This is a genomic window from Arthrobacter sp. 35W, assembly GCF_000482545.1.
In the GTDB taxonomy this organism is placed as follows: Bacteria; Actinomycetota; Actinomycetes; order Actinomycetales; family Micrococcaceae; genus Specibacter.
Genome location: NZ_KI519454.1, coordinates 1,058,151 through 1,083,641 on the forward strand (window position 1 = coordinate 1,058,151; position 25,491 = coordinate 1,083,641).

General features: G+C 62.1%; 19 protein-coding genes and 1 pseudogene. 6 read left to right on the forward strand and 14 right to left on the reverse strand.

Annotation, left to right across the window (positions count from 1 at the left end; translation table 11 throughout):
* Positions 1–1,484 precede the first annotated feature (1,484 nt).
* From K254_RS26385 to K254_RS0104505, 3 genes are all read left to right on the forward strand, one after another.
* Positions 1,485–1,862, forward strand: coding sequence for a serine hydrolase (locus K254_RS26385; protein ID WP_331271234.1), 378 nt, complete (start codon positions 1,485–1,487; stop codon positions 1,860–1,862).
* A gap of 119 nt (positions 1,863–1,981) precedes the next feature.
* Positions 1,982–5,329 (forward strand): serine hydrolase, encoded by a 3,348-nt coding sequence (locus tag K254_RS0104495; protein ID WP_035748994.1) that lies wholly within the window; start codon positions 1,982–1,984, stop codon positions 5,327–5,329.
* 338 nt (positions 5,330–5,667) lie between these two features.
* Positions 5,668–7,260: a PucR family transcriptional regulator gene (locus K254_RS0104505; protein WP_196810868.1), complete on the forward strand. Its 1,593-nt coding sequence runs from the start codon at positions 5,668–5,670 to the stop codon at positions 7,258–7,260.
* Here the strand turns inward: K254_RS0104505 and menC are convergent.
* The 3 genes and pseudogenes from menC to K254_RS25215 all read right to left on the reverse strand — a co-directional run bounded on the left by menC (position 7,249) and on the right by K254_RS25215 (position 9,514).
* A pseudogene (gene menC / locus K254_RS21750) lies at positions 7,249–8,870 on the reverse strand (o-succinylbenzoate synthase). The gene K254_RS0104505 and the pseudogene menC sit on opposite strands and share 12 nt — an antisense overlap.
* A 249-nt stretch (positions 8,871–9,119) precedes the next feature.
* On the reverse strand, positions 9,120–9,284 hold the full coding sequence (locus K254_RS25615; protein ID WP_155848452.1) for a hypothetical protein: 165 nt from the start codon (positions 9,282–9,284) through the stop codon (positions 9,120–9,122).
* Positions 9,281–9,514: a hypothetical protein gene (locus K254_RS25215; protein WP_081709892.1), complete on the reverse strand. Its 234-nt coding sequence runs from the start codon at positions 9,512–9,514 to the stop codon at positions 9,281–9,283. Before K254_RS25215 ends, K254_RS25615 begins: the two co-directional genes overlap by 4 nt.
* Before the next feature lie 66 nt (positions 9,515–9,580).
* Between K254_RS25215 and K254_RS26415 the strand changes: the two genes are divergently transcribed.
* Positions 9,581–10,507 carry a M55 family metallopeptidase gene (locus K254_RS26415; RefSeq protein ID WP_196810869.1) on the forward strand — a complete coding sequence of 309 codons (927 nt, stop codon included), beginning with the start codon at positions 9,581–9,583 and terminating at the stop codon, positions 10,505–10,507.
* On the opposite strand, the gene K254_RS0104525 is transcribed toward K254_RS26415, so the two are convergent.
* From K254_RS0104525 to K254_RS0104575, 11 genes are all read right to left on the reverse strand, one after another.
* On the reverse strand, positions 10,430–11,206 hold the full coding sequence (locus K254_RS0104525) for an enoyl-CoA hydratase (RefSeq protein ID WP_026554365.1): 777 nt from the start codon (positions 11,204–11,206) through the stop codon (positions 10,430–10,432). The genes K254_RS26415 and K254_RS0104525 overlap by 78 nt on opposite strands.
* Positions 11,203–12,369 (reverse strand): bifunctional 2-methylcitrate synthase/citrate synthase, encoded by a 1,167-nt coding sequence (locus K254_RS0104530; RefSeq protein WP_026554366.1) that lies wholly within the window; start codon positions 12,367–12,369, stop codon positions 11,203–11,205. The genes K254_RS0104525 and K254_RS0104530 overlap by 4 nt, the downstream gene beginning before the upstream one ends.
* Positions 12,366–13,298, reverse strand: coding sequence for a methylisocitrate lyase (gene prpB, locus K254_RS0104535; RefSeq protein ID WP_026554367.1), 933 nt, complete (start codon positions 13,296–13,298; stop codon positions 12,366–12,368). The genes K254_RS0104530 and prpB overlap by 4 nt, the downstream gene beginning before the upstream one ends.
* On the reverse strand, positions 13,299–14,819 hold the full coding sequence (locus K254_RS0104540; RefSeq protein WP_026554368.1) for an MmgE/PrpD family protein: 1,521 nt from the start codon (positions 14,817–14,819) through the stop codon (positions 13,299–13,301).
* Positions 14,820–14,867: 48 nt separating this feature from the next.
* The gene (locus K254_RS0104545) at positions 14,868–16,082 is read right to left on the reverse strand and encodes an acetyl-CoA C-acetyltransferase (RefSeq protein ID WP_026554369.1); all 1,215 of its coding nucleotides are present in this window, start codon (positions 16,080–16,082) and stop codon (positions 14,868–14,870) included.
* A 54-nt stretch (positions 16,083–16,136) separates the two neighbouring features.
* On the reverse strand, positions 16,137–16,892 hold the full coding sequence (locus K254_RS0104550; RefSeq protein WP_026554370.1) for an SDR family NAD(P)-dependent oxidoreductase: 756 nt from the start codon (positions 16,890–16,892) through the stop codon (positions 16,137–16,139).
* Between the two features lie 72 nt (positions 16,893–16,964).
* Positions 16,965–18,170 (reverse strand): acyl-CoA dehydrogenase family protein, encoded by a 1,206-nt coding sequence (locus K254_RS0104555; RefSeq protein ID WP_051388818.1) that lies wholly within the window; start codon positions 18,168–18,170, stop codon positions 16,965–16,967.
* A 401-nt stretch (positions 18,171–18,571) separates the two neighbouring features.
* Positions 18,572–19,894, reverse strand: coding sequence for a dihydrolipoamide acetyltransferase family protein (locus K254_RS0104560; RefSeq protein WP_026554372.1), 1,323 nt, complete (start codon positions 19,892–19,894; stop codon positions 18,572–18,574).
* A gap of 16 nt (positions 19,895–19,910) precedes the next feature.
* On the reverse strand, positions 19,911–20,900 hold the full coding sequence (locus K254_RS0104565; RefSeq protein WP_035748997.1) for an alpha-ketoacid dehydrogenase subunit beta: 990 nt from the start codon (positions 20,898–20,900) through the stop codon (positions 19,911–19,913).
* Positions 20,897–21,979, reverse strand: a complete 1,083-nt coding sequence (locus K254_RS0104570; protein ID WP_035748999.1) for a thiamine pyrophosphate-dependent enzyme — start codon at positions 21,977–21,979, stop codon at positions 20,897–20,899. Before K254_RS0104570 ends, K254_RS0104565 begins: the two co-directional genes overlap by 4 nt.
* Before the next feature lie 2 nt (positions 21,980–21,981).
* Positions 21,982–23,067, reverse strand: a complete 1,086-nt coding sequence (locus K254_RS0104575) for a Glu/Leu/Phe/Val family dehydrogenase (RefSeq protein WP_026554375.1) — start codon at positions 23,065–23,067, stop codon at positions 21,982–21,984.
* Positions 23,068–23,214: 147 nt separating this feature from the next.
* On the opposite strand from K254_RS0104575, the gene K254_RS0104580 reads away from it, so the two are divergent.
* Together K254_RS0104580 and K254_RS0104585 are read left to right on the forward strand one after the other, a co-directional pair.
* Positions 23,215–23,718, forward strand: coding sequence for an Lrp/AsnC family transcriptional regulator (locus tag K254_RS0104580; RefSeq protein WP_026554376.1), 504 nt, complete (start codon positions 23,215–23,217; stop codon positions 23,716–23,718).
* Between the two features lie 682 nt (positions 23,719–24,400).
* Positions 24,401–25,459 carry an ABC transporter permease gene (locus K254_RS0104585; protein ID WP_196810870.1) on the forward strand — a complete coding sequence of 353 codons (1,059 nt, stop codon included), beginning with the start codon at positions 24,401–24,403 and terminating at the stop codon, positions 25,457–25,459.
* Positions 25,460–25,491: the final 32 nt, after the last annotated feature.

A 25,491-nucleotide genomic window follows, 5' to 3' on the forward strand; every position in this document is an offset into this window, starting at 1 on the left:
CCCCACCCAAAGGTTGGTTGGCAACGCCGCAACGAAGGATCCGGGCGGAAGGTATCGATTCCACGGTTGACTATCCTCCGACGCCTCAGGATCTCGCCCCATGTTTGGCTGGTTTGCGGTGATCGACGTGCTCGGCGTTGGCCCGGGCCAGCTTTGGCGGGGGAGAGGTGCTGGCATGCGGAGGATTACGGTGAGTCTCGTTGGCATCTGGCGAGCCGGTTGAGGTCTCGCGGTAGGTTGGCGACGGTGCTAGCGGTTTCTTTTGTGCGCTCTGTGCGCGGTGGTGCACGAAGGAGCAGCCACCTATAGCTGCCGCTATTCTGGATTGCCCACGGAGGGCAGAGAAGAGGGTGTTGACAATGTCAACACCCACCGCTGTCGGACTCGGCCGTATCGGTTCCGGACTGGCCCGGCTTCGGCATGTTTCCTGAACTTCCCTGTGTTTGCAGGGGTGAAAATCCGGTTCGAGTCCCGCCTCGGGCACAGCATACCCCCTTGTCAGAGGGGGTTTTTGCTTTAACGTGTGTACATTCTGGGTGGTCAGGTCCTCTGACACTGGCCGTGGGGTGTGCCTGGCGCCGCGGGTCGCCTGTGCAGTTGTGGGGGAGCGGGTTCAGGGTCTTGGCTGGTGGCCCCCCGCTTGCTCTGAACTGGGGCTATGCGTTCTCTCTTTGTATGTCTGGTAGGTCGTGGTTGACCTACACGTCTTCATAGGTAGCCGGACTAAGCGCAACATGACTTCGAGATCCTGCGTAAGAGATTCTGGTTTCGGTGCTTTCCGGGGCTGAGGCGACGTGGATGGTGGCTGCTTTGTCAGGCCAAAGGGGGTGTGGACATTGTCCACACTTGTATCTCCTTTATTGAGCCTGATCACAGCCGTACACTGTCCCTTGTTCGGCCTACATCTACTCGTTCCACGTAAATTGCCCGAGCGACATGACGCCGATTCGCAAGCACACCACCTGCAGGGCCACAGAGACGTGAAAGTTCAGCCGCCACAGTCGACCGAGTGCTGGGGGGAGGTCTCGTCGGCGTCGTCGCGGAACTATGAATGAGTAGGAGTCGACGAGCTCGTCGGTCCAAGTCGGCTTCCCACCGGTCATCGAACAGGGCCATCTCTTTGTCGGAGGTACAGCCGACGTGCGTTCTCATGCTGGCGGGTCCGTTCCCCGGCCGCACAATCAAGGGCGACGCACGATGACCGAAACCTACTTTGCTCGGGACTCACACGGCCCGATGCATCCGGCGGCGAGCACGGCACTTTGTGCGATCGAACCAAGCTGCATGCAAGTCTCGTCGTTTTCTACAATTTTTTGTGCAGCCGCATCGAATAGGCTCAGCGAATTCCCATTCTCAACGAGGAGAGACTTTTCATAGTGAATTCTCTGACACAGATCGGTGCTTGGGTCGAGGAAAAGCTGCCCGACCTCGTCGCCAACTACCAGATACCCGCCGCGTCCGTGGCGATTCTCAGTGATGGCGACGTGGTCCGGGCCGAGGCAGGCAAAATCTGGCCGCACCGCCTGTCGTCGGGATTCCCGAGCGATGTACTGATTGCCGCGAAGACGGGAACCGTGCCCGCAGTGCGCAATGAGGCGGGCGTCGTCACCTACCCGGACGGACGGCGGTATGCGGTCGCTGTCTTCACCAGGGCCGACTCGCTGGCAGACCGTTTGCCCGACGTCGACTCCTCCATAGGCGCGGCCGGTCACCGTGTGGTTGAGCACCTCCGGGCGCTTTCCTCACAACCCCACCCGCACACATCCCATCTCGCATGTGGCTCGCATCGGTGCCCAGCCGCCGAGCGGTTGCTGCTTCTACCCCCGTTGTCCGCTTGGGCCACTCGTCCACCCCGAGCGTGAGGTCTGCGTGCAGAACTCGCCAAGCGCCCGTGTACCCCAACCTTCGAGCCCGTTTGGTGACAGCATCCGCTCCACCTAAAACCCCGCACAACGTACCCATTGAACAGGAGACCCACACGATGGCACCACAACGTGTAAGCATTGACGACCTTATTGCCACGCAGCTTCCAGAGCAGCCCGCTCTGTCGCCGGACGGCAGCAGCATCGCTTATGTTCTCAAGACCACCAACCGCGCCGAAGACCGCGACGAACGCTCGCTGTGGGTCGTGGCCGCCCAGGGCGGCGAACCGCGCCGCTTGACCCGAGGAACCGGCGACTCAACACCAAGGTGGAGCCCGGATGGGACCCGTCTCGCCTTCCTACGCGCCCAGGATGGACCGCCTCAGATCTGGGTTCTGCCGATCAGCGGCGGCGAAGCCGAGCAGGTCACGACGCAGACTCTCGGTGCTGGCGCCCCCGTGTGGAGCGGCGACGGCAGACGCATCGCGTTCTCCGGCCCTATCGACTCTGCCGCGCTGCCCGGCGAAGGCAGCGATGACTTCGCTAAGCGCCGCACGGCACCAATCGTCATACACAGGCTCGGCTACAAGGCCGACGGTGCCGGTCTCCTTGGCGCGATGCGCAAGCACATCCACGTCGTGAGCCTCGGCAGCGGCGAGATCACCCAGCTGACCCGTGGCGACTGGCACGCTGGCGATCCGGTCTGGTCGCCGGACGGCGAAAGGATCGCCTTCTCTACTGGCAAAGAGGCCGATTCAGACCTCACCTTCGAGACGGCCGCTTATGTGATGTCCTCGAGCGATGGCAACGCCAGGCCACGCCTCGTGGGTGCCGCCGACGTGCAGCTCTCCGTTACCGGCTGGATGCCTGATGCCGCCAAACTCATCGCCGTCGGCCGCACCGATGCCGAGGTGGGAAACACAAGCGTGCTGCTCGTTCCCCTCGACGGCGAAGCGCCACGAGACATCACCTCGACTCTCGACCGCAATGTCATGCAGGGTGGCGCAGGCTACCCCGGTGCTCTCCCGCAACTGAGTGCCGATGGCCAGACCGTCATCTTCTGCCTGCGCGACGGTGGTTACACCCACCTCTACGCTACGAGCATCGACGGTGCGGTGCATCGTGTCATCGTCGGCGGAGCGGCCAACGTGTCCGGCGTTTCCGTCGTCGGCAACACCGCCGCGATCGTGCTCGCGACAGAAACGTCCTTCGGTGAAATCGCCACCGTCGATCTGCGCTCCGACACCGTTACGCCGCTCACTAGCTACTCGCCAGAGCACACCGGCCTCATCGTCGCCGAGCCGCGGAGCTTCACGATCTCGGATGGCGTCGTCGTGCACGGCTGGCTGCGGCGGGACCCACAACACACCGGCCCCCGCCCGCTCCTGCTCGATGTGCACGGCGGGCCGCACAATGCGTGGAACGGGGCGGCGGACCCCGTCCACGCCTACCACCACGAACTCGTTGCCCGCGGATGGGCCGTGCTCACGGTCAACCCACGCGGCAGCGACGGCTACGGCAACGACTTCTACCGCGGAGCTCTCGGCGGCTGGGGCACAAGCGACGCCAAGGACTTCCTCGAGCCGATCGACGAACTCATCGCCGAGGGTGTTGCCGACCCTGCACGCCTCGCCGTCACCGGCTACAGCTACGGCGGCTTCATGACCTGCTATCTCACCTCGCGCGAGAACCGCTTCGCCGCTGCCGTCGCCGGCGGTGTTGTCTCCGACCTCACGAGCGTCGCGGGCACGTCGGATGCCGGCCACTTCCTATCGCGCCTCGAGTACGGTGCCCTGCCGTGGAAGACCCCGGAACTCGTCGCCCCGCAATCGCCCTACGGCCAGGTGCACCAAGTTCGCACCCCGACCCTCATCGTGCACGGCGGCGAGGACCACCGCTGCCCAGTCGGCCAGGCCGAACAATGGTTCGCCGCTCTCCGCGAACGGGATGTGCCGAGTGAGCTCGTGCTTTACCCCGGCGGCTCACACCTGTTTATTCTCAACGGGGCGCCCTCGCACCGCATCGACTGGAACGAGCGCATTGTCGACTGGGTGGAGCGCTATGCCCCGGCCGCCGGCACCCCCGTTCGCAAGAAGGCTCTCAACGCCGCGCACTGGCAGCAGCGTCTGAGCGAGCTGGCGGCCGCCCACAAAGTTCCTGGAGCCACACTCGGCATCCTGCGCCTCGGCGAGGAGCCTGTCCTCGCGAGCCACGGCGTTCTCAACATCAACACCGGTGTCGAGACCACCGAGGACTCCGTCTTCCAGATTGGCTCGATCTCGAAGGTGTGGACGGCGACCGTCATCATGCAGCTCGTCGACGAGGGCAAGCTCGACCTTGATGCTCCGATCCTCGACGTGGTCCCCGAGTTCCGGGTTGCCGACGCCGAGGTGAGCAAGTCGGTGACAATGCGCCACCTGCTTACCCACACCAGCGGTATAGACGGTGACGTTTTCACCGACACCGGCCGTGGCGACGACTGCCTCGAAAAGTACGTCGATGCCCTCTCCAAGGTCAAGCAGAACCACCCCATTGGGGCGACCTTCTCGTACTGCAACTCCGGCTACGCACTCATGGGCCGCGTGATCGAGAAGCTCACCGGTCTCAGCTGGGATGACGCCCTTCGCGTCCGCCTGTTCACACCGCTCGGCCTCAAACACACAGTTACACTGCCAGAAGAGGCTCTGCTCCTCCGTGCCGCCGCCGGCCACGTGGGCGCCGATGAGAACGGCCCCCTTCTCGCGCCGATGTGGTCACTACCCCGTTCCCTTGGCCCCGCCGGCCTCATCGATGCCGCCGCGGCAGACGTGCTCGAGTTCGCCCGCATGCATCTCGAGGCCGGGCTCGCAGTCGACGGTACCCGCATTCTCTCTGCGGAGAGCGCCGAGCTCATGACCACGCACCAGGCCGACGTTCCGGACCCGTACGTGCTCGGCGATTCCTGGGGCCTCGGCTGGATGCGCTTCGACTGGGGCGGAAAGCGCCTTTACGGTCACGACGGCAACACGATCGGCCAGGCCGCCTTCCTGCGCATCCTGCCAGAAGACGGCATCGCCGTGACGCTGCTCACCAACGGCGGCAACACACGAGATCTGTACATCGAGCTCTACAACGAGATTTTCGGCGAGCTGGCCGAGATTTCAATTCCGGGATCGTTCGGCCCGCCAGCCAAGCCGTACACGGGCGACATGTCGGCGTACCTTGGTACCTACGAGCGCTCCGGCGTCCTCATGGAGATCTTTAAGGAGGAGGAGGCCATGCGTATGCGCACGACCATGAGCGGCGTCGTCGCCAAATCCTTGCCCAATCCCGTAGAAGAGTACGCCCTCACCCCGGTGAGTGATGGCCAATTCGCGCTGCGAGCGCCCGGCACCCAGGGGTGGCTCTCGCTGGTTTTCTACGCACTGCCGACGGGCGAGCAGTATGTGCATTTCGGTGCACGGGCCATGCCAAAGGTGGCGTTGTGAACTTCGACACCCAGCGCATGCTCGAGGACCTGCGTATGGTCACGGGGAACGGCTGCTCCCCGGAGCGAATCGTGATTGAGGCACACACCCACCTGTGTCGGCATACCGGTATCTGCACGATAACCACCTGAACACCATCGGCACAGTCGGCACTGACGCGGTCCTGACCCGGGCGCTCTGGCCGGCCGCGGAACACAGTCGGGCTGCACTCCGTAGCGCACGACGAAATCACGGTAAGATTTCGTCGTGCGCTACCATGTCGAGTCGTACCGTCTGCCCGTAGTATCTGAGGCGTGCTCAGTTCAGTGACGACACGTCCACGCTCAAGCCTTGGCCGGGTGCTTGAAGACCTCGGAACGACCCTCCTTGAGCTCGTCTGCGGAAACGCGGAGGGCCAACAGCAGATCGAGACGGTCATCATCCACGACTCCCTCGACGAAGCGATCCCCTCACACGGTGCGCTCGTGCTCGGCGTTGGGATGAGCGAGACCGAGGAGATCGTCGAGCTGCTCGCAACACTCGCCACGCAAGACGCCGCCGGCCTCGTGCTCCGTGCGCCGGTGAGCGCAGCCCCGGCGATCATACGGGCGTCCGAAGAATCCGGCATTCCCGTGCTCGCACTGACCCGCGGTGCATCCTGGGCTCAGCTCACTTCGATGCTGCGCTCGCTCATCGCGGAGGGCGATGTCGGCGAGAGCGGCCTCGGTGGTATGCCCGCCGGTGACCTCTTCTCGCTCGTCAACGCAATCTCGACACTTCTCAATGCTCCCGTCACGATAGAGGACCGCAACTCCCGAGTCGTCGCCTTCTCCGGAAAACAAGACGAAGCCGATCCCGCCCGCGTCGAGACAATCCTCGGCCGTCAGGTTCCCCAACGCTACTTGCGCCAGTTGGAGCAGCGCGGGGTGTTCCGCGAGCTGTACCGCAGCACCGACCCCATCCAGGTTGCTGCCGTCGACGTCGACGCCCACGTGGCCTCCTACCCCCGTGTGGCGCTCGCTGTGCGTGCGGGCGACGAAATTCTCGGCTCCATCTGGGTTTCGGTGCGCGAACCCATGCCGGAAGACCGGATCGGGGCGCTCAAGGACGCCGCGAAGCTCGTCGCGCTGCACATGCTGCGGATACGCGCCGGCGCCGACGTTGAGCGCAGGCTGCGGGCCGATCTACTAGCCACGCTGCTGGAGGGCGGAACGGGCGCGGCCGATGCCGCCTCACGGTTGCGCCTGACTGGTCACCGCTGTGTGGTGTTGGCGCTCGCTGCCGCAGACTCCGAAGAGGACGAGGAAGGCGGCGCCGCCCGTGCGCGTCTCCTCACCGCACGGCAACGCATCGCCGACGCTCTCTCGATGCACCTGGGCGCGGTATACCCCCGCTCCGCCGCCGCCCTCATCGGCAACATCGTCTACGGTGTCGTCTGCGTTCGCGCGGATCAAGCCGATGCCGACCGACGCGCCGCACGAGTTGCCAAAGAATTCCTTGCCCGCACAGGCGGCGACCGGCGCCTGCTCCTCGGTATCGGCACCATCGCCGAAGACCATGCGGCACTTCCCACCTCCCGCGTCAGCGCCGATCGCGCCCTTCGCGTGCTTCAACTCGGCCGGTCGCACGCTCAGCTCGTGATCTTCGACGACGTGCAGGTTGAGTCGCTTCTGGTCGAACTCGGAGATCTTGCCGCCGCCCGCGGCGACCGCCCGAGCGGCCCGGTCGCACGGCTGCTCGAGTATGACCGAGCACGCAACGCGCACCTTGTTGAAACTCTCCGCGCCTGGCTGGATGCCTTCGGCGACATTGGCGTGGCGTCCGCGCTCGTGTACACCCACCCGAACACCTTCCGCTACCGCCTGCGCCGGCTCTCCGCCATTGGAGAGATCGACCTGAACGACCCGGAAGCGCGCTTCGCAGCCATGATCCAGTTGCGCCTACTCAGCTGACGGCGAGCGCTCGCTCCCGCGCTCTGGGCTCACCGTGGGGCGACCGTCAGGGTCGCTGTCGTCGCCTCGGCGAGCACCGCAGGGATCGGTTCGACGCCGATGCCCCGCGCCGCTAGGGATCCGGATCTGGCCGTCTTCGATGCGGAAGGGTTCGGTGATTTCCTGCTTGTAGTAGCGGTCGGATGCCGAGATGTCTCCGGGCAAGGTGAATCCGGGCATGCCGGCGAGTGCCGCATTTGCCGCACGGCCGAGGCCGGTCTCGAGCATTCCGCCGCACCACACAGCGACCCCATGGGCGGCGGCGATGTCGTGAATGCGTTTGGCTTCGAGGTATCCGCCAACGCGTCCGGGCTTGATGTTGATAATTGCTGCGGCCCCAGGGCGATGGCGTCGACGGCGGAGGCGGCAGAGACAATCAACTCGTCCAGGCACATCGGCGTCGAGATTTCACGGGCGAGGAGGGCGTGCTGGCGAAGATCGTCCTCGGCGAGCGGCTGCTCGATCAGCAGCAGGTTGAAGGGGTCGAGCTTGCGCAGGTGCGGGGCGTCGACGAGCCGGTAGGCGGTGTTCGCGTCTACCTGCAACGGGATGTCGCCAAAGCGCTCTCGAACTGCGCGGACGGGCTCGATGCCCCAGCCCTGCTGGATCTTGAGCTTGATGCGCACGTAGCCTTGGTCGATGTAGCCGCCTACGGCGGAAAGCAGATCCGGGATTGACTTCTGGATTCCGACCAAAACGCCGGACGGAACCGTGTCGACGGTCGTGCCGAAATAGGAGGCGAAGGAGATGTCCGTCGCCCGCAGTTGGGCATCGAGGATCGCCATTTCGAGCGCAGCCTTGGCCATGCGGTGGCCCACGATGTGCTCAAGGACGTGGCCGACAAGCTTGGCGGTGAGTGCCTTGCCCGGATCCTGCCAGGTGTAGAGCGCTGGAATCAGGAAGCGCTGCAACACTTCGCGCGCGCCATCGAGGTACTCGGGCGAGTACACGGGCTCGTCGAGGACCACGCACTCGCCCCAGCCGGTCACCTCACGGCCGTTGTGCTCGGCCGTGACCTTGACGAGGAGCGGTGCGCGCGAGGTTTGGGTGCTGAACGAGGTGGTGAATGGGGACACGAGGGGCAGGGTGATATTGATGAGGTCAATGCTGAGAATGCGCTGGTGTGGGGTCCTTTCGAGACTGTAGTGGCCGCTGCGAGCGAAGTCGGTGACCTGCCAGCCGTCGTTCATGAGTGTTGCGAGGGCGTCACGGAGCGCGGGGCGCCAGCGGGCGGCTCGATCGGGATGCTCGATCCGCATTGTTTCGATGTCGGAGGGGATCTCGACCCGGACGCGCTGCGCTGAGCCCGGGGAGTCGTGGAAGAGGCGCGGCACACCGTCCTCGTTGTACAGGACACAGGCCTCCGGTTCCGGGGTGCCCGCCGCTATGCGGGTACCGGGCTCCCGCAGCAGATCCCAGGCCAGTAGCATCCGGTCGCTGTCCTGGCCGCGGTTGATGCTGTCGGTCATCTCTCCGTAGAAATTGGGCAGGTATTCCGTTGCGGCTGTCCCCAACCTGTGGATGTTGAAGTAGGCGTTGCGCGCAATGAGCGGATCAAAGGTCCACGTCATGGTGTCGGTCCCGCGGCGGAGGCGCCAGGCCCGCTCATGGTGTTTGAGTGCCTTGCCGACCCCGGCCCCGTCGCTCCCGCCGCGGACGCCCGCGATGTGTGAGTGCAGCGCCCGGTCCGGGGGCGGGTGGAAGAACCCGACGCACACGCCAATCAGTTCCGCGCCGCGGTATGCGCCCGCCACGTAGTTGTGCGTGTGGGCGAGCGCGACGAGGAGGCCCGGGTCGATGTGTGGCTCGTTTCCCTCGGCCTACCAGATCGTGGCGAGCAGGGCGGAGGCCAGCTCCATGTCGGCCGGGTCGTGCAGGGTGCGGACGCTGATCCCGCTGGCCGCAGCCAGTGCCTGGGCCTGGGCTTCGGCACGTGAGGCGATCTTGTCGCGCCTGGCCTCGCTCGTGAGGAAACCACTGATCACGAGGCATCACTGTGGGGCATGTAGCGGGACCCGAGATAGGCGCCCCGAGGGCGGGCCTCGGAGCCGTCGCTGACCGCCCAGAGTGAGCTGTGCGCGTTGCCGTTCAAGGTTTCCGTGCGTGTGAAGATCACGAGCGTGCCATCTGGCAAAATCGCGGTCTCGGCTGGCGCGCCGAAGCGCTCGATATCTTCGAGCTCATGCGGGCGGTTCGTAGAGGTGTTGGGCGTCACGGTGATCCCCTTCTCGTGGAGGTGAGTCCACTGGTGTCTTGTCCCTCTACATTCGAAGGAGAGCTCATGAGCGTCAAAACATTCATCTCGATCGACATGGAGGGCGTCGCCGGCGTCGCGACGTTTGACCAGGTCGCCGGCGGCTATGGCTATCCACGTGCGCAAGAATTGATGACCCTTGAGGTGAACGCCGCAATCGCGGGTGCCTTTGACGGGGTGCGGATGAGGTTGTCATCAACGATTCGCACGGCACGATGGACAACCTCAGCCCGGGTCCGGTTACTGATCAGATTGCGCTCAAATTCCGCAAGCGCGCCGAACACAGGCTGCGCTGACGCTGCCGGAGTTGGAAAAGTGGTTGGTGCTTGCAGTAGCCGCTTGCCTCCGTACCAGGTCCCCAGTGCGGCGTCCCGCATCCCAGCTTTGACAAGAGAGCTGTCCCTGACCTCGCTGGCCCAAAGACGCCAGTCAGCACAACTCGCGTTATCAAACGGCAATCAGCGATCACGGGGCCGAAGAAATGGTGCTGTGCGGCCGATCTTTGCTTCCCGACATCCCAAGACGCAGGTCACCGTTGGATCGCTGGCTCGCCCAGTTTCGCCGGCAAACATTGTGGGCGAGGTTCCTGCTGCTGAAACCAAGTCAAAGGTGATCGGAGGGGAAGAAGTGTGCCCGCTCATGGCGTGCCAGTGCGGGCCGCCTGCAGCATCCATGGGTGGCTTGACCGGCGGCGAGTTATGGGCAGCTTGCCGTCCGTGCGTGGATGTCCAGAACCGGGTCCAATTCGGGGCCCGGCAAGACTGCGTTTTTGCCGATGGAATCAGTTCAGCGCTAGTGCTCGACCGATGCCGCCATGGCGAAGAGTGGGTGCTTCCTCGACGTCGGTTGTCGGTTCGTCTTCCAGTTCGACGGAGCCTACCGGTGCACGAAGACCGGGGGGCGCTTCTCCATGAAAGCGCTCATACCTTCCGTCTGGTCGCTTGTGGCAAATAGCGAGTGGAAAACCCTGCGCTCGAACTGCAGGCCAGATTGCAGGTTCATTTGGAAGGCCGCGTTGACTGCCTCTTTTGCCAGCATCGCAACTGGCTTGGACATCGCAGCGATAGCAGCTGCCGTTTCGAGGGAAACTTCCAGAAGCTCATCGTTCGGAACGACGCGGGCGACAAGTCCGATTCGCTCGGCTTCGGATGCATCCACGGTCCGGCCGGTGAGGATCATCTCCATTGCTTTGGCTTTGCCTACCGCGAGCGTTAGCCTCTGGGATCCGCCCATTCCGGGAATCACGCCGACTTTGATTTCCGGCTGACCGAACGTGGCCCGTTCCGAAGCGATGATGAAGTCGCACATCATTGCGAGTTCGCAGCCGCCTCCAAGTGCGTATCCATCCACTGCAGCAATCACGGGTGTACGCACGGCCGCGAAAGCCTCCCATCCCTGGAACCAGTCAGCCAAGTACATGTCCATGAACGACCTCGATGACATTTCCTCGATGTCTGCCCCCGCTGCGAAGGCACGCCCAGAGCCAGTTAAGACGATTGCTCCAATGGTGTTGTCCTGGTCGAGCTCCTTTGTGGCCGCAACAACCTCGCGCATCACTTCAAGATTCAGCGCATTGAGTTTCTCCGGGCGATTTAGGGTTATCAGGCCCACCCGATCGTTCCGGAGAATCGAGATGCTTGCGGTGCTGCTCACTGCGTGGCCTCAATGTGTCGTTCTTCCACACCGTTGTAGGCGCTGAGGGGGCGGATCAGGGAATTGGCAGCCAGTTGTTCCATTGCATGGGCGGTCCATCCGGTGATCCGGCTGGCGACAAAGATGGGTGTGAACGTCGGGGTGTCGAAGCCCATGAGGTGGTACGTGGGCCCGGCGGGGTAGTCGAGGTTGGGCTTGATGGCTTTCGCTTCGTCCATGGCCTGCTCCAAACCGTTGTACAGACCCAGGAGTTCGGGCCGTCCGTAGTGGGCGATCATCTTGTCCAGAGCGGCCTTCATAGTGGGCACCCGGGAATCGCCGTGCTTGTAGACGCGGTGCCCGAAGCCCATCACCTTTTTCTTGTGGTCGACGGCGTCCTTCATCCATGCACGGGCGCGGGTGGCGGCTTCCTCAAGGGATTCTTCGCTGCGGATGCCGATCTCGTCGAAGGTGTGCATCACGGCTTCATTGGCACCACCGTGCAGCGGGCCCTTGAGGGCACCGATGGCTGCGGTCACGGCCGAGTGCAGGTCTGAGAGCGTGGAGGTGACCACGCGGGCCGTGAAGGTGGACGCGTTGAAGGAGTGCTCCGCGTACAGGATCGTGGAGACGTTGAAGGCCTCCACGACCTCCGGAACCTGCTCTTCGCCGAACGTCATCCACAGGAAGTTTGCCGAGTAGTCCAGGTCCTCGCGGGGTTCAATAGGCTCCTGGCCGCGGCGGCGGCGCTGGTCGTAGGCCACAACCGCTGGCATGGCCGCCCACAGGTCGATTGCCTTCTTCATGTTCGCCTCGGGGGTGGAATCCTCGGCCAACTCGTGCCGGGCACCGAGCACGGATGCTGCCGTCCGGCACACGTCCATGGGATGAGCGGTGGTGGGCAAGGTATCCACAACGGACTTGACCACGGGGTCCAAGGCGCGAGCGGAACGCTCGCGGGCAGTGAATTCCGCAAGCTCTGCGTCAGTGGGCAGTTCACCGTTCCACAGCAGGTAAGCGACCTCTTCGAAGCTGCATTTGGCGGCCAGTTCCTGGACCGGGTAGCCGCGGTACAGGAGCGAGTTTGTCTCAGGATTTACCTTTGAAATGGCGGTGTAATCGGCAATGACACCCGCAAGGCCCCTGTGAACCTGGGGGGCTTCTGTTGTCGTGGTCAGGGTCATGCTGACTCCTTGGATGCGGTTGATGCGTGGAGGGTGGGGATCGGAAAGTTGAAAACACTCGAGTCGAACTGGTTGTAGGCCTCGTAGTCGACGAGTTCATAGAGGCGCGCACGCGTGAGCATGTTATCCACTTGCCCCTGCTGGGTTCCATCGTTTTTCAGCTCATCAAGGACACGTTCCGCGGCTCCCATGGCACTGCGCAGGAGTGTGACGGGATAGATGACCATGTTCACGCCGACTGCCCGCAACTGCTCCACCGTGAAGAGGTCACTTTCGCCGAACTCGGTCATGTTGGCGAGGATCGGCACGTCGACGGCGTCGCGGATGGCACGGAATTCATGCAGCTCGCGCATGGCTTCGGGGAAGATCGCATCAGCGCCGGCGTCAACGAGGGCCCTGACCCGGTCCTTCGCTTCCTGAAGTCCTTCCACGGCGCGGATGTCGGTGCGGGCCATAATGAGGAAGTTCGGGTCCCTGCGGGCGTCGGCTGCTGCGCGGATGCGCTTGGTGGCCGTTTCCACGTCCACCACGTTTTTGCCGTCCAGGTGGCCGCAGCGTTTCGGGTTGAACTGGTCCTCGATGTGGCAGCCGGCCAGCCCGGCGTTCTCCAGTTCCTGGATGGACCGGGCCACGTTCATGGGTTCACCGAAGCCGGTGTCCGCGTCCACCAGCGAGGGCAGGTCCGTCATGCGGGCGATCTGCCCGGCGCGGGTGGCTACCTCGGTGAGGGTGGTCAGGCCGATGTCTGGTAGGCCGAGGTTGTTGGCCAGGACGGCACCGGAGATGTAGACACCGGCGAAGCCCCTTTCTTCGATGAGCCGTGCCGAGAGCGGGTTGAATGCTCCCGGAAACTGCTGCACGGTCCCGGAGGCGAGCAGCTCCCGTAGCTTGAGCCGCTTCTGCTCCGGGGTGACTTTTGAGTACAGCATTTAGAACAGTCCCTTTGGAGCGTTGTTGAGGTCGATCACGCCGGGGGCGGCGGTGATGTTGAGCTGGTCCAGTTCGCCTGCCCCCAGGTCGGTGACGCGTTCGACGGCGGCGAGGAACCGTTCTATTTCGGCTTCCTCCACGAGTCCGGCAGCGAGGGTGCGGAACTTGTTCACGTACTGTTCGCGGGCGAACGGCCGGGCACCGAGCGGGTGGGCGTCGGCGACGGCGATCTGATCGGTGATGACCGAGCCGTCGGTCAGGGTGATTTCCACGGATCCGCCGAATGCCTTCTCTGCAATGTCCAGGGAGTGGTAGCGGCGGGTCCATTCCGGGTCCTCCACTGTGGTGACCTTGTGCCACAGCTCCACGGTGTCCGGGCGTGCGGCCCGTTCCGGAGTGTAGGAATCCACGTGGTGCCATGCGCCGTCCTGCAGGGCGACGGTGAAGATGTACGGGATGGAATGGTCCAGGGTTTCCCGCGACGCCGTCGGGTCATACTTTTGGGGGTCGTTCGCACCGGAACCGATGACCAGATGCGTGTGATGACTCGTCTTGATCAGGACCGACACGACATTGTCCGGGTCCTTCAGCTCGGCATATTCCCCATGCAGCTTCCGGGCCAGATCGATCCAAGCCTGGGCCTGGTACTCGGCGGAGTGCTCCTTGGTGTACGTGTCCAGGATGGCACGCTTGGCCTCACCCTTCTCCGGAAGCGGCACCTCGTAGGCGGCGTCCGGACCATCGAGCAGCCAGGCGATCACACCATCCTCGCCCTCATAGATCGGCACCGGAGAGGTCTGCCCGCGCATGGACCTGTCCACCGCCTCGAGCGCCATCTTGCCCGCGAACGCCGGAGCGTGGGCCTTCCACGTGGAGATCTCGCCCTTGCGGGACTGCCTCGTGGCGGCGGTGGTGTGCAGCGCCTGGCCCACGGACTGGAAGATCGTCTCCACATCCAGGCCCAGGAGGGTCCCGATGCCGGCCGCCGCGGACGGCCCGAGGTGGGCCACATGGTCGATCTTGTGCTTGTGCAGGCAGATCGCCTTGACCAGGTTCACCTGGATTTCATAGCCGGTAGCGATGGCCCGGACCAAGTCGCGACCGTTGGAACCAACGTGCTGGGCGACGGCTAGGATCGGCGGGATGTTATCGCCCGGGTGCGAGTACTCCGCGGCCAGGAACGTGTCGTGGTAGTCCAGTTCACGCACGGCCACACCGTTCGCCCAGGCTGCCCACTCCGGGGAAACCCGCTCGCTGATGCCGAAGACGGAGGCGCCCTTGCCGTTCGTGGTCGGCGCGTGGGTCAGGGCCTGCGCACGGGCCGCGACGATCGGTGCCCGGTTCAACGACGCAATCGCCACGGAGGCGTTGTCGATGATCCGGTTGATCACCATGTCCGTCACCTCGGGCGTGACGTCCACCGGATCAGCAGCGACCACAGCGATCTTGTACGCGAGCTGGTCCTCACGGAGCAGGTTCTCTTCGCTCTTGGAAACGCGAACTATATTGGCAGCTGTCACGGACTGTCCTTTCAATGAGTTGGGAGGGGCGGGGTGGGCGTTGGGGATTTAGTTCCGGTACAGGAGCAGGGCTTCGCCCTGGCCGCCGCCTCCGCACAGCCCCACGGCAGCACGGCCTTCGCCTCTACGGTCGAGTTCGAAGGCCGCGTGGAGCGCGATCCGGGCACCGGATGCTCCGATCGGGTGCCCGAGTGCGATGGCACCACCATTGATGTTGCATCGCTCCAGGGGCAGGTGCAGCTCGTTGAGTGACTGGACGGCAACTGCTCCGAACGCTTCATTTATTTCGATGAAGTCCAAGTCCTGGGCGCACCACGAAGCCTTGGCCAGAGCTGATTTGATCGCGTGCGCAGGCTGCGCGTGGAGCGAGTTGTCGGGCCCAGCAACCTGCCCATAGGCTCCTACCACTGCGAGGATTTTTAGGCCCAGTCGTTCGGCGGTGGAGCGCCTGGCGAGGACGAGTGCGGCCGCCCCGTCGGAGAGGGGTGAGGAATTTCCGGCAGTTATCGAACCTCCTTCGACGAACGCGGAGCGAAGGGCCGCCAACGTCTCGGTCGAGGTTGCTGGGCGGATCCCTTCGTCCACTTCAACGAGGACCGTGTTGTTCTTCCTGGTTCGAACCTTGACGGGCACGATCTCCTGCGAAAGAACGCCGTCGGCTACAGCCTTGGCTGCCCGTTGGTGTGATGCGGCGGCAACTTCGTCCTGGTGCTCCCGAGTGATACCCAGAACAATGTTGCCGCGTTCTGTAAGGGCTCCCATTGAGATGCCTTCGTGCGCGTCCGTCAGGCCGTCATGTGCGATCGAATCCACGAGCGAGGATCCTCCGTAAGCCCATCCTTGCCGTGATCCGGGGAGAATATGGGGGCTTTGGCTCATTGACTCCTGTCCGCCGGCGACGACCACGTCGGCGTCTCCGCACCGGATCATTCGTGAGCCATCGACGATGGCCGCGAGTCCGGAGAGGCAGACCTTGTTGATGGTTATCGCCGGCACACTCCACCCGATGCCGGCTCTCGTGGCCGTCTGCCGCGCTGGATTCTGGCCGGCGCCGGCCTGGACGACCTGGCCCATGATGACAGCGTCAATCACGTTCGGATCGATATGGCCCTTTTCCAGTGCTCCTGCAACAGCAATGGCTCCCAGATCCGGGGCGCTGAGGGAAGAAAGCTGTCCGTTGATTCTCCCGTGAGGGGTCCGGGCACCGCTGACGATAACGACGTCATCATTAGCAGGGTCCGGGAGTGAAGTGCTGTCTGACATGTACCTATTCCTTCGGGCGGCTTTTTATGGGGGTGGGGCTGTGGCCTGAGGGGCTCAACGCGGTTGCATCCGCAGGGCCCCATCCATGCGAATTACTTCACCGTTGATGTAGTCGTGGTCGATGATGGACAGCGCAAGCTGGGCAAATTCTTCGGGGCGTGCGAGGCGCTGCGGGAATGGGACGCCGGCTGCGAGGCCTTCTCGGATTTCCGGTGTAACAGTGGCCATCATTGGTGTTTCGACCACCCCTGGGGCAATGGCGTTGACTCGAATACCGTGAGTGGCCAGGTCTCGGGCTGCGGGCAGGGTCATCCCGACGATGCCGGCTTTGGATGTCGCGTAGGCGACCTGACCTATTTGACCTTCGTAGGCGGCGATCGATGCGGTGTTGATGATGACGCCCCGTTGACCCTGGGCGTCCGGCTGTGTCTTCTGGATTTCGGCGGCGGCTATTGCCAAGACGTTGAAGGAGCCCATGAGGTTGACTTCGAGAACTTTTGCGAAGAGAGATGGGTCGTGTGGGCCATTCCGGCCAAGAACACGCGCCATAGGTAGAATCCCTGCACAGTTTATGACCACCCGCAGAGGGAGCTCTGCTGCGGCCCGCTGAACGGCCTGCCGCACAGCTTCGGGGTCTGTCACGTCGGCCGCCAGATAGGTAATGCCTTCGACCGGCTGCGCATCTGCCAGAGACTGTTCCAGATCAACGGCAAATACTTCAACATTCCGTGCTGCCAGGGCGCGGGCGGTAGCCGCTCCCAGCCCGGAAGCTCCGCCAGTTACGATGGCGGCTGTGCCCTGGATGTGCATGAGCTTTTTCCTCTCGACTACGTCTTGGTCCAAGGGGTAATTGGCCCAGACATGGGATAATCAGTGTTCGGGTTAGATGAATGCAGAAATACCGGTGACGGCTCGACCAACGAGCAAGCTGTTGATTTCATAGCTTCCCTCGTACGAGTAGATCGCCTCGGCATCTGCAAAAATTTTCGCTATTTCGAAGTCGGTGCTGATGCCGTTGCCACCGAGCATCGCCCTGCCCAGAGCGACAGACTCGCGCATTCTGTCGGTGCAGCTGGCTTTGGCAAGAGCCGCCTGGTCCATGGTGAGTTTTCCGCTGTCTTGAAGCCGGGCCATCTGAATCATCAGCGACAGGGACATTGTTGCGTTAGCCATCATCTTGGAGAGTTGGCTTTGGATGATCTGGAACGAGGCGATTGGCTTTCCGAACTGGTGCCGTTTAAGGGCGTACTCTCTGGCGACGTCAAATGCAGCAAACTGTTGTCCGACAGCCTGCCAACTGACCCAGACCCTCGAGTTGCGTAGCAGGACGTTGGTGTCCCTAAAAGATGTCGTTCCGGGCAGCCAGTTTGTGAACGGGATTCTGACGTCTTTGAGCACGATGTCAGCGTTCTGCACGATGCGCACAGCGGTCTTGTTCTCAATGGCTTGTGTCCGAAATCCTTCCCGGTCCTTCTCTACGAGGAAGCCCTTGATCTCGTTATCAGACACGTCTTTTGCCCAGACGAGAACATAATCGGCGATCGTGCCGTTCCCGATCCAACGCTTGGCACCGTTAAGGACCCACTCATCACCAACGCGTTCAGCGGTAGTACCGATGGATCGAGATATGTCCGACCCGTGCTCAGGCTCGGTCAGTGCAAAGGCGCCGATCTTCTTCAGTGCCAGGAGGTCTGGAAGGAGGTTCCGCCGTTGCTCGTCAGAGCCCAGATCTAGAATCGCCGTTGCGACGAGCTCGTGGTGGACGCCAAAAAAGGTGGAAATCGATGTGTCGGCCCGTGCGAACTCCATTTGAATAAGCCCGCTGAGGAGATGGCTGGAAGTGTTCAGGCCGGAGAGGTTCTGAGCTGCAAGTCTGGGCAGAAGCTCAAACGGGAACTCGGCACGGTTCCAGTAGTCCGTTGCAATGGGACGTACCTCACGCTGAAGAAAAGCGCGGGCTGCGTGGTATCGCTCGATCTCCTCATCGGTGAGGAGGTCCTCCAGCAACAATAAGTCCCCGTCCGGATAGGGTGCCCCGTGGCTAGTGTCTGTGACGGCGGGCAGGGCTTCTTCTTTAAGCGGTGTCATGACGTATGTCTCTTCTTGGCTTGTTAGGGCGAAACGGATTTGGCGGCGAGGGCTGCCCGGCGTCGACAGAAGATGGCGTACTGCTCAGCCTCCAAAAGCACCCGGTAGCCTGATCCTTGATCGATGAGCTGTCGACCGAACCCACCTTCGGGCGCAATCCATAGAGCACATCCGTCTCGCGTTACTTGCTCGACTTTCCCGGACCGGAGGTGAATGTGGTCCAGGGTTACGTGCACCTGGTAGCCCGTTAGCTGCGACCAGTCACGGAGGAGCGTCCCTGGGCCGCCGGAGTAGTTTCTTGCTGGCTTCATCGTCTTCTTTCGTGCCACACGGCTGCTGTCGATGCGGCGCCGCCCGTTTTCAGGGTTAACTGGTTGGCGCGAGATTGTGGCTGTATCTCGCTAGAGAAGTGACAGCCCCGGCTCGGTCAAGATTGCGGCTGTGTCAGCCAGCAGCCGAGACCCTTGCTGTCCATCCATCACACGGTGGTCGAACGAGAGAGCTAGCTGCAGAACCGACCGGATACCGAGCCGTTCACCCTCTTCGTCCTGTATCACCCAAGGCATCCGGCGGACGGTTCCCACCGCGAGAATGGCTGTTTCGCCGGGGTTGAGTATCGGTGTGCCGGTATCGATTCCGAACACGCCGATATTGGTAATGGTCACCGTCCCGCCGGCCATGGCAGTCTGGGGTGTTTTTCCCTCTCGTGCCGCGGAGCCGAGGGAATTGATTTCCTGGGCAAGTTCCTTCAGCGACAGGGTTTCTGCGCCCTTGATGTTCGGCACGACCAGCCCTCTGGGCGTAGCAGCTGCGATCCCGAGGTTTACCTTTCGCATTTGGACAATTTCCTGTGCCGCATCGTCCCAGCGCGAGTTGGCCTCCGGCGTGTCCCGGAGCGCCTTCAAGAATGCCTTGGCAACGAACGTCAGCGGGGTCAGTTTGACGTCCCTGAAATCCCTGCGTTGGCCTACCTGCCGAAGAAGGTCAAGAGACTTCGTCACGTCGACGCTGACGAACTCAGTAACGTGAGGCGCAGTGAATGCGGACTTAACCATGGCCGCCGCGGTGTGCTTGCGGACTCCCTTGATGGGGATCCGCAGTTCACCATTGTCTGCAACATCCGTCCCGGTTCCCGGGGCGTCTTGCCCAGCTGCAATGACCGCTGAACCTGCGGATGCCTTGAGGACGTCTGCGCGCGTCCTGACTCCGCCTTCCCCTGTAGGGGTGATGGCGGCCAAATCCAGGCCAAGATCTTTGGCCAGCTTGCGGACCGGTGGGGACGCTTTTGGCGGACCCCCCACGGGTGTCATGGGCGCAACAGAGGGTCGCTCCGCGGGCACTTCACCTTTCACTTTCCTTCGCCTCCGGTGCGTACCGATTTCCCGCGCACCGTACCCGACCAGGAGCTTGGGGTCTTCTCCTGTATCGGTGGCCGGTGGGGCTTCCTCTGCCGGTGTCGGTGAGGTGCCCGTCGACCCGGTTTCGCCTGTTTCGATGCTGATGATGGGGTTTCCAACGTCTACGGTCTCGCCAGCCACGGCATGAAGTTCGTGGACTTCCCCGGCAAACGGCGATGGAAGCTCAACCAAAGACTTAGCGGTCTCGATCTCGACGATGGCCTGGTTGACCTCGACAATATCGCCGCGCTTGACGAGCCAGGTGACAATTTCGGCCTCGGTAAGGCCTTCGCCGACATCCGGCAGGGAGAACTGTTTGATGCTCATGTTTGCGTCTTGTCTTCTAGTAGGTGAAGCTTCGGTCGATACCGTCGAGAATGCGGTCCAGCCCAGGGAGCCATTCCTCCTCGAGACGGCTGGCAGGATACGGCGTGTCGTATCCTGTTACGCGGATAACCGGCGAAATCAGCGAATGGAACGCTTCGTCCTGTATCCGTGCGGCCAATTCTGCTCCAAGGCCGGCGGATCGTGATGCTTCGTGGGCCACGACGAGACGGCCTGTCCTCTGGACGGAGGCAACGACTGCCTTGTCGTCGATGGGTGACAAGGATCGAAGGTCAATCACGTCAATGTTCCGGCCCTCTTCCTGACATACGTCGGCGGCCTTCATTGCGACCGGCACGAGCGCGCCGTAGGTCACGAGAGTCAGGTCGGTGCCCTTCCGGACCGTCACAGCTTTGTCGAGGTCTGCCGGAGTGGTGGTGCTGGTGCTTACGTCGCCCTTGAGCCAATAGTTGCGTTTGGGTTCCAGGAAGATGACCGGGTCATTGCTGCGAATGGCGAGCCTCATCATGTCGTAGGCATCCTGGGGGTTGGACGGGCTCACGACTTTGAGGCCGGCAGTGTGTGCGAAGTAGGCCTCGGGGGATTCGGAATGGTGTTCAATGGCCCCGATACCACCGCCGACTGGGATCCGAATGACCACAGGTAGGGTAACTGCGCCTTCCGAGCGGTGCCTGTATTTTGCCAGTTGCGTGATGATCTGGTTCATCGCTGGGAACACGAATCCGTCGAACTGGATTTCACAGACGGGGCGGTAGCCAGCCATGGCAAGCCCGATGGCGCTTCCCACAATGCCTGCCTCACCGAGCGGTGAGTCAACAACGCGATGGTCCCCGAAGGTCTTTTGGAGGCCGTCGGTCACACGGAAAACTCCGCCGAGTTGACCGATGTCTTGCCCGATAAGCGTCACTTTCTCGTCAGCCTCCATGGCGTGCCGCAGCCCGAGGTTCAGAGCGTGGGCAATGGGCATCCGGCTTGTTACTGCGGTCATTCCCCTGCCTCCACAAATTCCAGGTGTTCGTTCATCTGCCGCTCGAGCTCATCCGGCAAATCGGCGTAGGTGTTTTGAAATGGTGACGCGTGCCCAGGGAAGGGAAGTGCACGGCATCCTGCCCGAAGGTGTTCGGCCAGTGCTTTTCCCCGACGGGAAATGTCTTCGACGTTTGCGTCGTTGAGCAGCCCTGTGGACTGCAAGTAGGTCCGGAGGCGGTCGATGGGATCCAAAGCTGCCCACGCATCATTTTCGGCAAGGGTCCGGTAGCGGCCGTCGTCGTCTGAAGTGGTGTGCGGGTTCCTGCGGTATGTGAGGGCTTCGATCAAGGTTGGCCCTTGGCCGGCACGCGCGGCTGCCAGCGCTTCACGTGTTGCTGCCAGGCAGGCGAAGACGTCGTTGCCGTCGACACGAACGCCCTTGAATCCATATCCTTGGGCCCGTTGCGCGACAGATACCCTGCTTTGTACTGAGTAGGGCGCTGAAATAGCCCACTGATTGTTTTGGCAAAAGAAGACCACAGGGAGGTTCTGAGCTGCCGCCCAGACAAAGGCCTCATTGGTCTCGCCTTCACTGAGGGCGCCGTCGCCCAGGAACACCAGGACGGCCCGATCACGATCGGGGTCTCCGGTGCCGACGTCGCCATCTCTTAGGATGCCCATGGCATATCCGACGGCGTGAAGAGTTTGGGCGCCAATTACCAGCGTGTAGAGGTTGAAGTTGTTTTCGGTGGGGTTCCACCCGCCGAGGGTAGTTCCACGGAAGAGCCCCAAGAGATCGACCGGATCAACGCCTCTGCACCAGGCAACACCGTGTTCCCGGTAGGTGGGAAAGACGATATCTCGGGGGTTGAGTGCGTGAGCTGCCCCTATTTGTGCTGCTTCCTGTCCCAGCATTGAGGGCCAGAGGCCCAGTTCACCCTGTCGTTGAAGGGCGATAGCCTCCGTGTCGACTGTTCGGGCCATGAGCATGTCGTTGTACAGCGCAAGCACATCGGTCGAGTCCGTCTCGAACGGCAGTTCCGGGCTGGAGGTGAAGTTTCCTCCAGCGTTCAACAACGAGATAGGTTCGCCGTTCATGGTTATCCTTTCCTCCCGGCACCGAGACGGGTCCGGACCAGAGTGTCGGCAGCATTGCCGGGCGTGGTCGAGCGTTCTTGGGCAATTCGGAGGATCTCCGTGACGGTCAGTCCGATGTGACCGATGCGGATCCCGACTTCGTCGGGCTGGATCACGTCAATCTCGGATGCGACCTGAATCAGACCCCCGGCATTGGCTACATAGTCAGGCACCCACAGCACCTCCTGGGCTGCGAGCTGATTCTCCACATCTGCGTTCAGCAACTGGTTATTGGCTGCCCCGCACACCAGACGTGCTTGAATCGATGGGACAGTTTTTGGGTTTAGGGTGGCGCCCATGGCGCACGGCGCGTACACGTCGACTTCAGCGTCGATCACTGACGGTGCGATGCGGATGTCCGGGTGCTCTGTCAGCGCACGTTGCAACGACGCCGGATGGGATTCAGCGAGTACTACGTCAGCGCCGGTTTCCAGAAGCATATTGATTAGCTGCTTGCCGACCTTGCCGGCTCCTTCGACGCCAACTGAGCGGCCCTTGAGGCCTTCGCTGCCCCAAATGGTGCTCGCAGCGGCGGCCATCGCCGTGAAAACCCCGAGAGCGGTTGAGTACCCGCTGTCGCCAGACCCTCCTTTGGTTTCATTTCGCCCGACCACCCATTTGGTCGATTCACCGATGTGGTCCATGTCTGACGACGTGGTGCCCACGTCGCCAGCGGTTATATAGGAACCAGCGAAGGAGTCGACAAAACGCCCATAGGCCCTCAGCAATTCGGGCGTTTTAATGGTGGCCGGCTCTCCGACGATCACAGCTTTTCCGCCCCCCAGCGGCAATCCCGCTGCTGCTGCTTTGTAGGTCATGCCTTCGGAAAGCCGGAGTACATCGTTCAAGGCGGCGGCATCGCTTTCGAAGGCGAAGAACCTCGTTCCTCCGAGAGCTGGACCGCGGACCGTGTTGTGAAGGGCGACGATGGCATGCAGGCCTGTTGCCTTGTCCCTGAAGACTTTGACGCTTTCGTGGGTTCCTGACAGCTCACGTGACAGGTCGGCGACTACACCGCCTCCGAGATCTGTTGTCAAAGTGGAAGACATACTGGCTCCTCTGTCAGGTAGTCCAATGGAAACGAACGGATATGTTGGACTAACTGTCAATCTACGTCTTGATATGGTCAACTCAATTGTCTACAACTGAGCATCTCGCCAATGTGATTGATCCAACCAGGAAGGCTGCTTGACATTATGACCAGAATTGATCGCCTCGATTCAGAGCTGCTGAAGCGTCTTAACATCAACGCGCGGGCGGGGGTTGCCGAGCTGGCCGGGCAGCTAGGGATATCCCGGAATACCGTGGTTGCCCGTCTTCAGAGACTCGAGGACTTAGGGATATTGAAGGGCTACAAACCTGTCATCGATCTCGAAGCCGCCGGGCTTCCCGTCCAGGCTTTCGTGGGGCTGGAGCTGGATCAACGCCAACTCGCACAGGTAATCACCGCTCTAGGTGAAATCTCAGAAGTTCTCGAGGTGACAACGCAGGCCGGCAGGGAGGATCTCTTGGTCAAAGTAGCAGCCGCAACACTCACGCAGCTGCAGCAAGCCGTGGGGCGGATGATCGCGATCCGGGGAGTTCGGCATTCCAACACGACAATGTCAATCAGCACTCCTATGCCCTACCGTGTACAGCCTCTATTGGATGACTTGACCAGCGAAGCCGGGTGGGGACGATCTACTGCTCTACCGGGCTAAGTCATCGTCCGGCGGCTAACTCGTCGCTGCAGCGGAAGAAAGCCGGCGTTGCTGTTCCGGTTCGCTTGTCCCACTTACTTGGAAGCGGTAGGACTCTTGAAGGACGCTCCCTTTTGTCAGTTTCCGAAGGCGTCTGCACGGAATGTCCAAGGTCGTCTGCACTCGGCCACGGGGAAACGCTTCCTTGACAGGCCACCCTTTGGTTCGCCGCGCGGTCCGGTGGCCTGTCCATGGGTCGCAGGGTTGAGGGGTTTGGCAGGGGCCGGGTTCTTTTCACCCAGGTGCTGCTGAGTTCCCTCCGCCATTAAGATGGCGTGCGGTCCATCAGGCTCTCCCAATCCTGCCCCTCCGCCTTCAGCCGGCGGGATGTCTCTGCCAGTTCCCTCATAAGCAGTCCGAATCCGGCACGCGGGACCCGGCCACCTCCTTTGACGATGCGCCAGATGTCTGGCGGGCGGCCAAATCGCATTGGACTAGGTCCCGGCAGCGCCTTGGGACACAGCGGATCCGTTTTCTGCGGCGACCCCGGTTGTGGCAGGGAATTCATACCGTGGTCCGAGCCCTCGGTGCTCGACGTATCTGCGCACTCGAAACTATCTTGGTCAAAAAGGACTAAAGACGCTTCCAAAATTGATGCCAATTACCCACGCCGTGAGTCGGACCACACTGCAAAGATGGCTCTATGAAGAACATGATTTCATCGGCACCGCCCGATAGCCCAGACGCTGTGGCGGTTTCTGAGGGGCCTTTGCAGGTGGATGTAGTTGCACAGCCGGCAACGAAGGCCGCCAACACCAATCCCTGGGTGAGCTATCTGACCAGACGCCTCATTCGGCTAGTGATCTCAGTCGTTGTACTGGTCACGGCAGCGTATCTCATGGTGCGCTTGCTGCCGGGAGATCCCGCACGGCTTTCGCTTGGTCCTGAGGCCACAGCCGAGCAGATCGCCGTCCGGCGAGCCGAACTCGGACTGGACGCGTCAGTGGTCACGCAGTATTTCCACTTCTGGGAGAACCTATTCCACGGTGATCTCGGAAAGTCATACAGCACGCGTCTTCCCGTGTTTGATGTCATTACCCAGCGGCTGCCAGCAACGCTGGAAATCTCGGTTATGTCGATCATCGTGATTCTCTTGGTCGGCATTCCGTTGGGCATGGCAATGGGTGAAGCGACACGCGGCGGCCGCAACAGGTGGCTGGACGCGATTTTCTCTAGTGTCACCGGTTTCCTGACGGTCGCGCCGGTGTTCGTTATTGCGGCCATCTCGATATACATGTTCGCGATCTCCTCTCCGGTCTTCCCAGTGGCAGGACGTTCAGGTCCGTCGTCATACGTACTTCCCGTCCTGGCACTGTCGCTTAGCTCGACCTGTGCTCTGGCCCGAATTGTTCGTGCCGAAACATTTAACGTGCTTGAGGCTGACTACGTCAGGACTGCGAGGGCAAAACGAATGCGGAAGGCCCGACTCTTTTTTCACCATGTTCTGCCGAATCTGGTGACTCCGACTCTGACGTTCGCGGGCTTGCTGTTTGGCGGGCTGATTGCGGGCAGCGTCTTTGTCGAAACAGTGTTTGCCTGGCCGGGTATGGGGCCGGTGGTGGTTGGCTCCATCACGAATCGAGACTATCCCCTGGTACAGGGCATCGTTCTGGTTTATGGCGTCCTCATACTGCTGATCAATCTCGTAGTCGATCTCCTGATTGCGGCGTTTGACCCGCGCTCCCGAATCACAAAACTTTAGAGGACCCGATGACTATACTCACTACCGTCGCG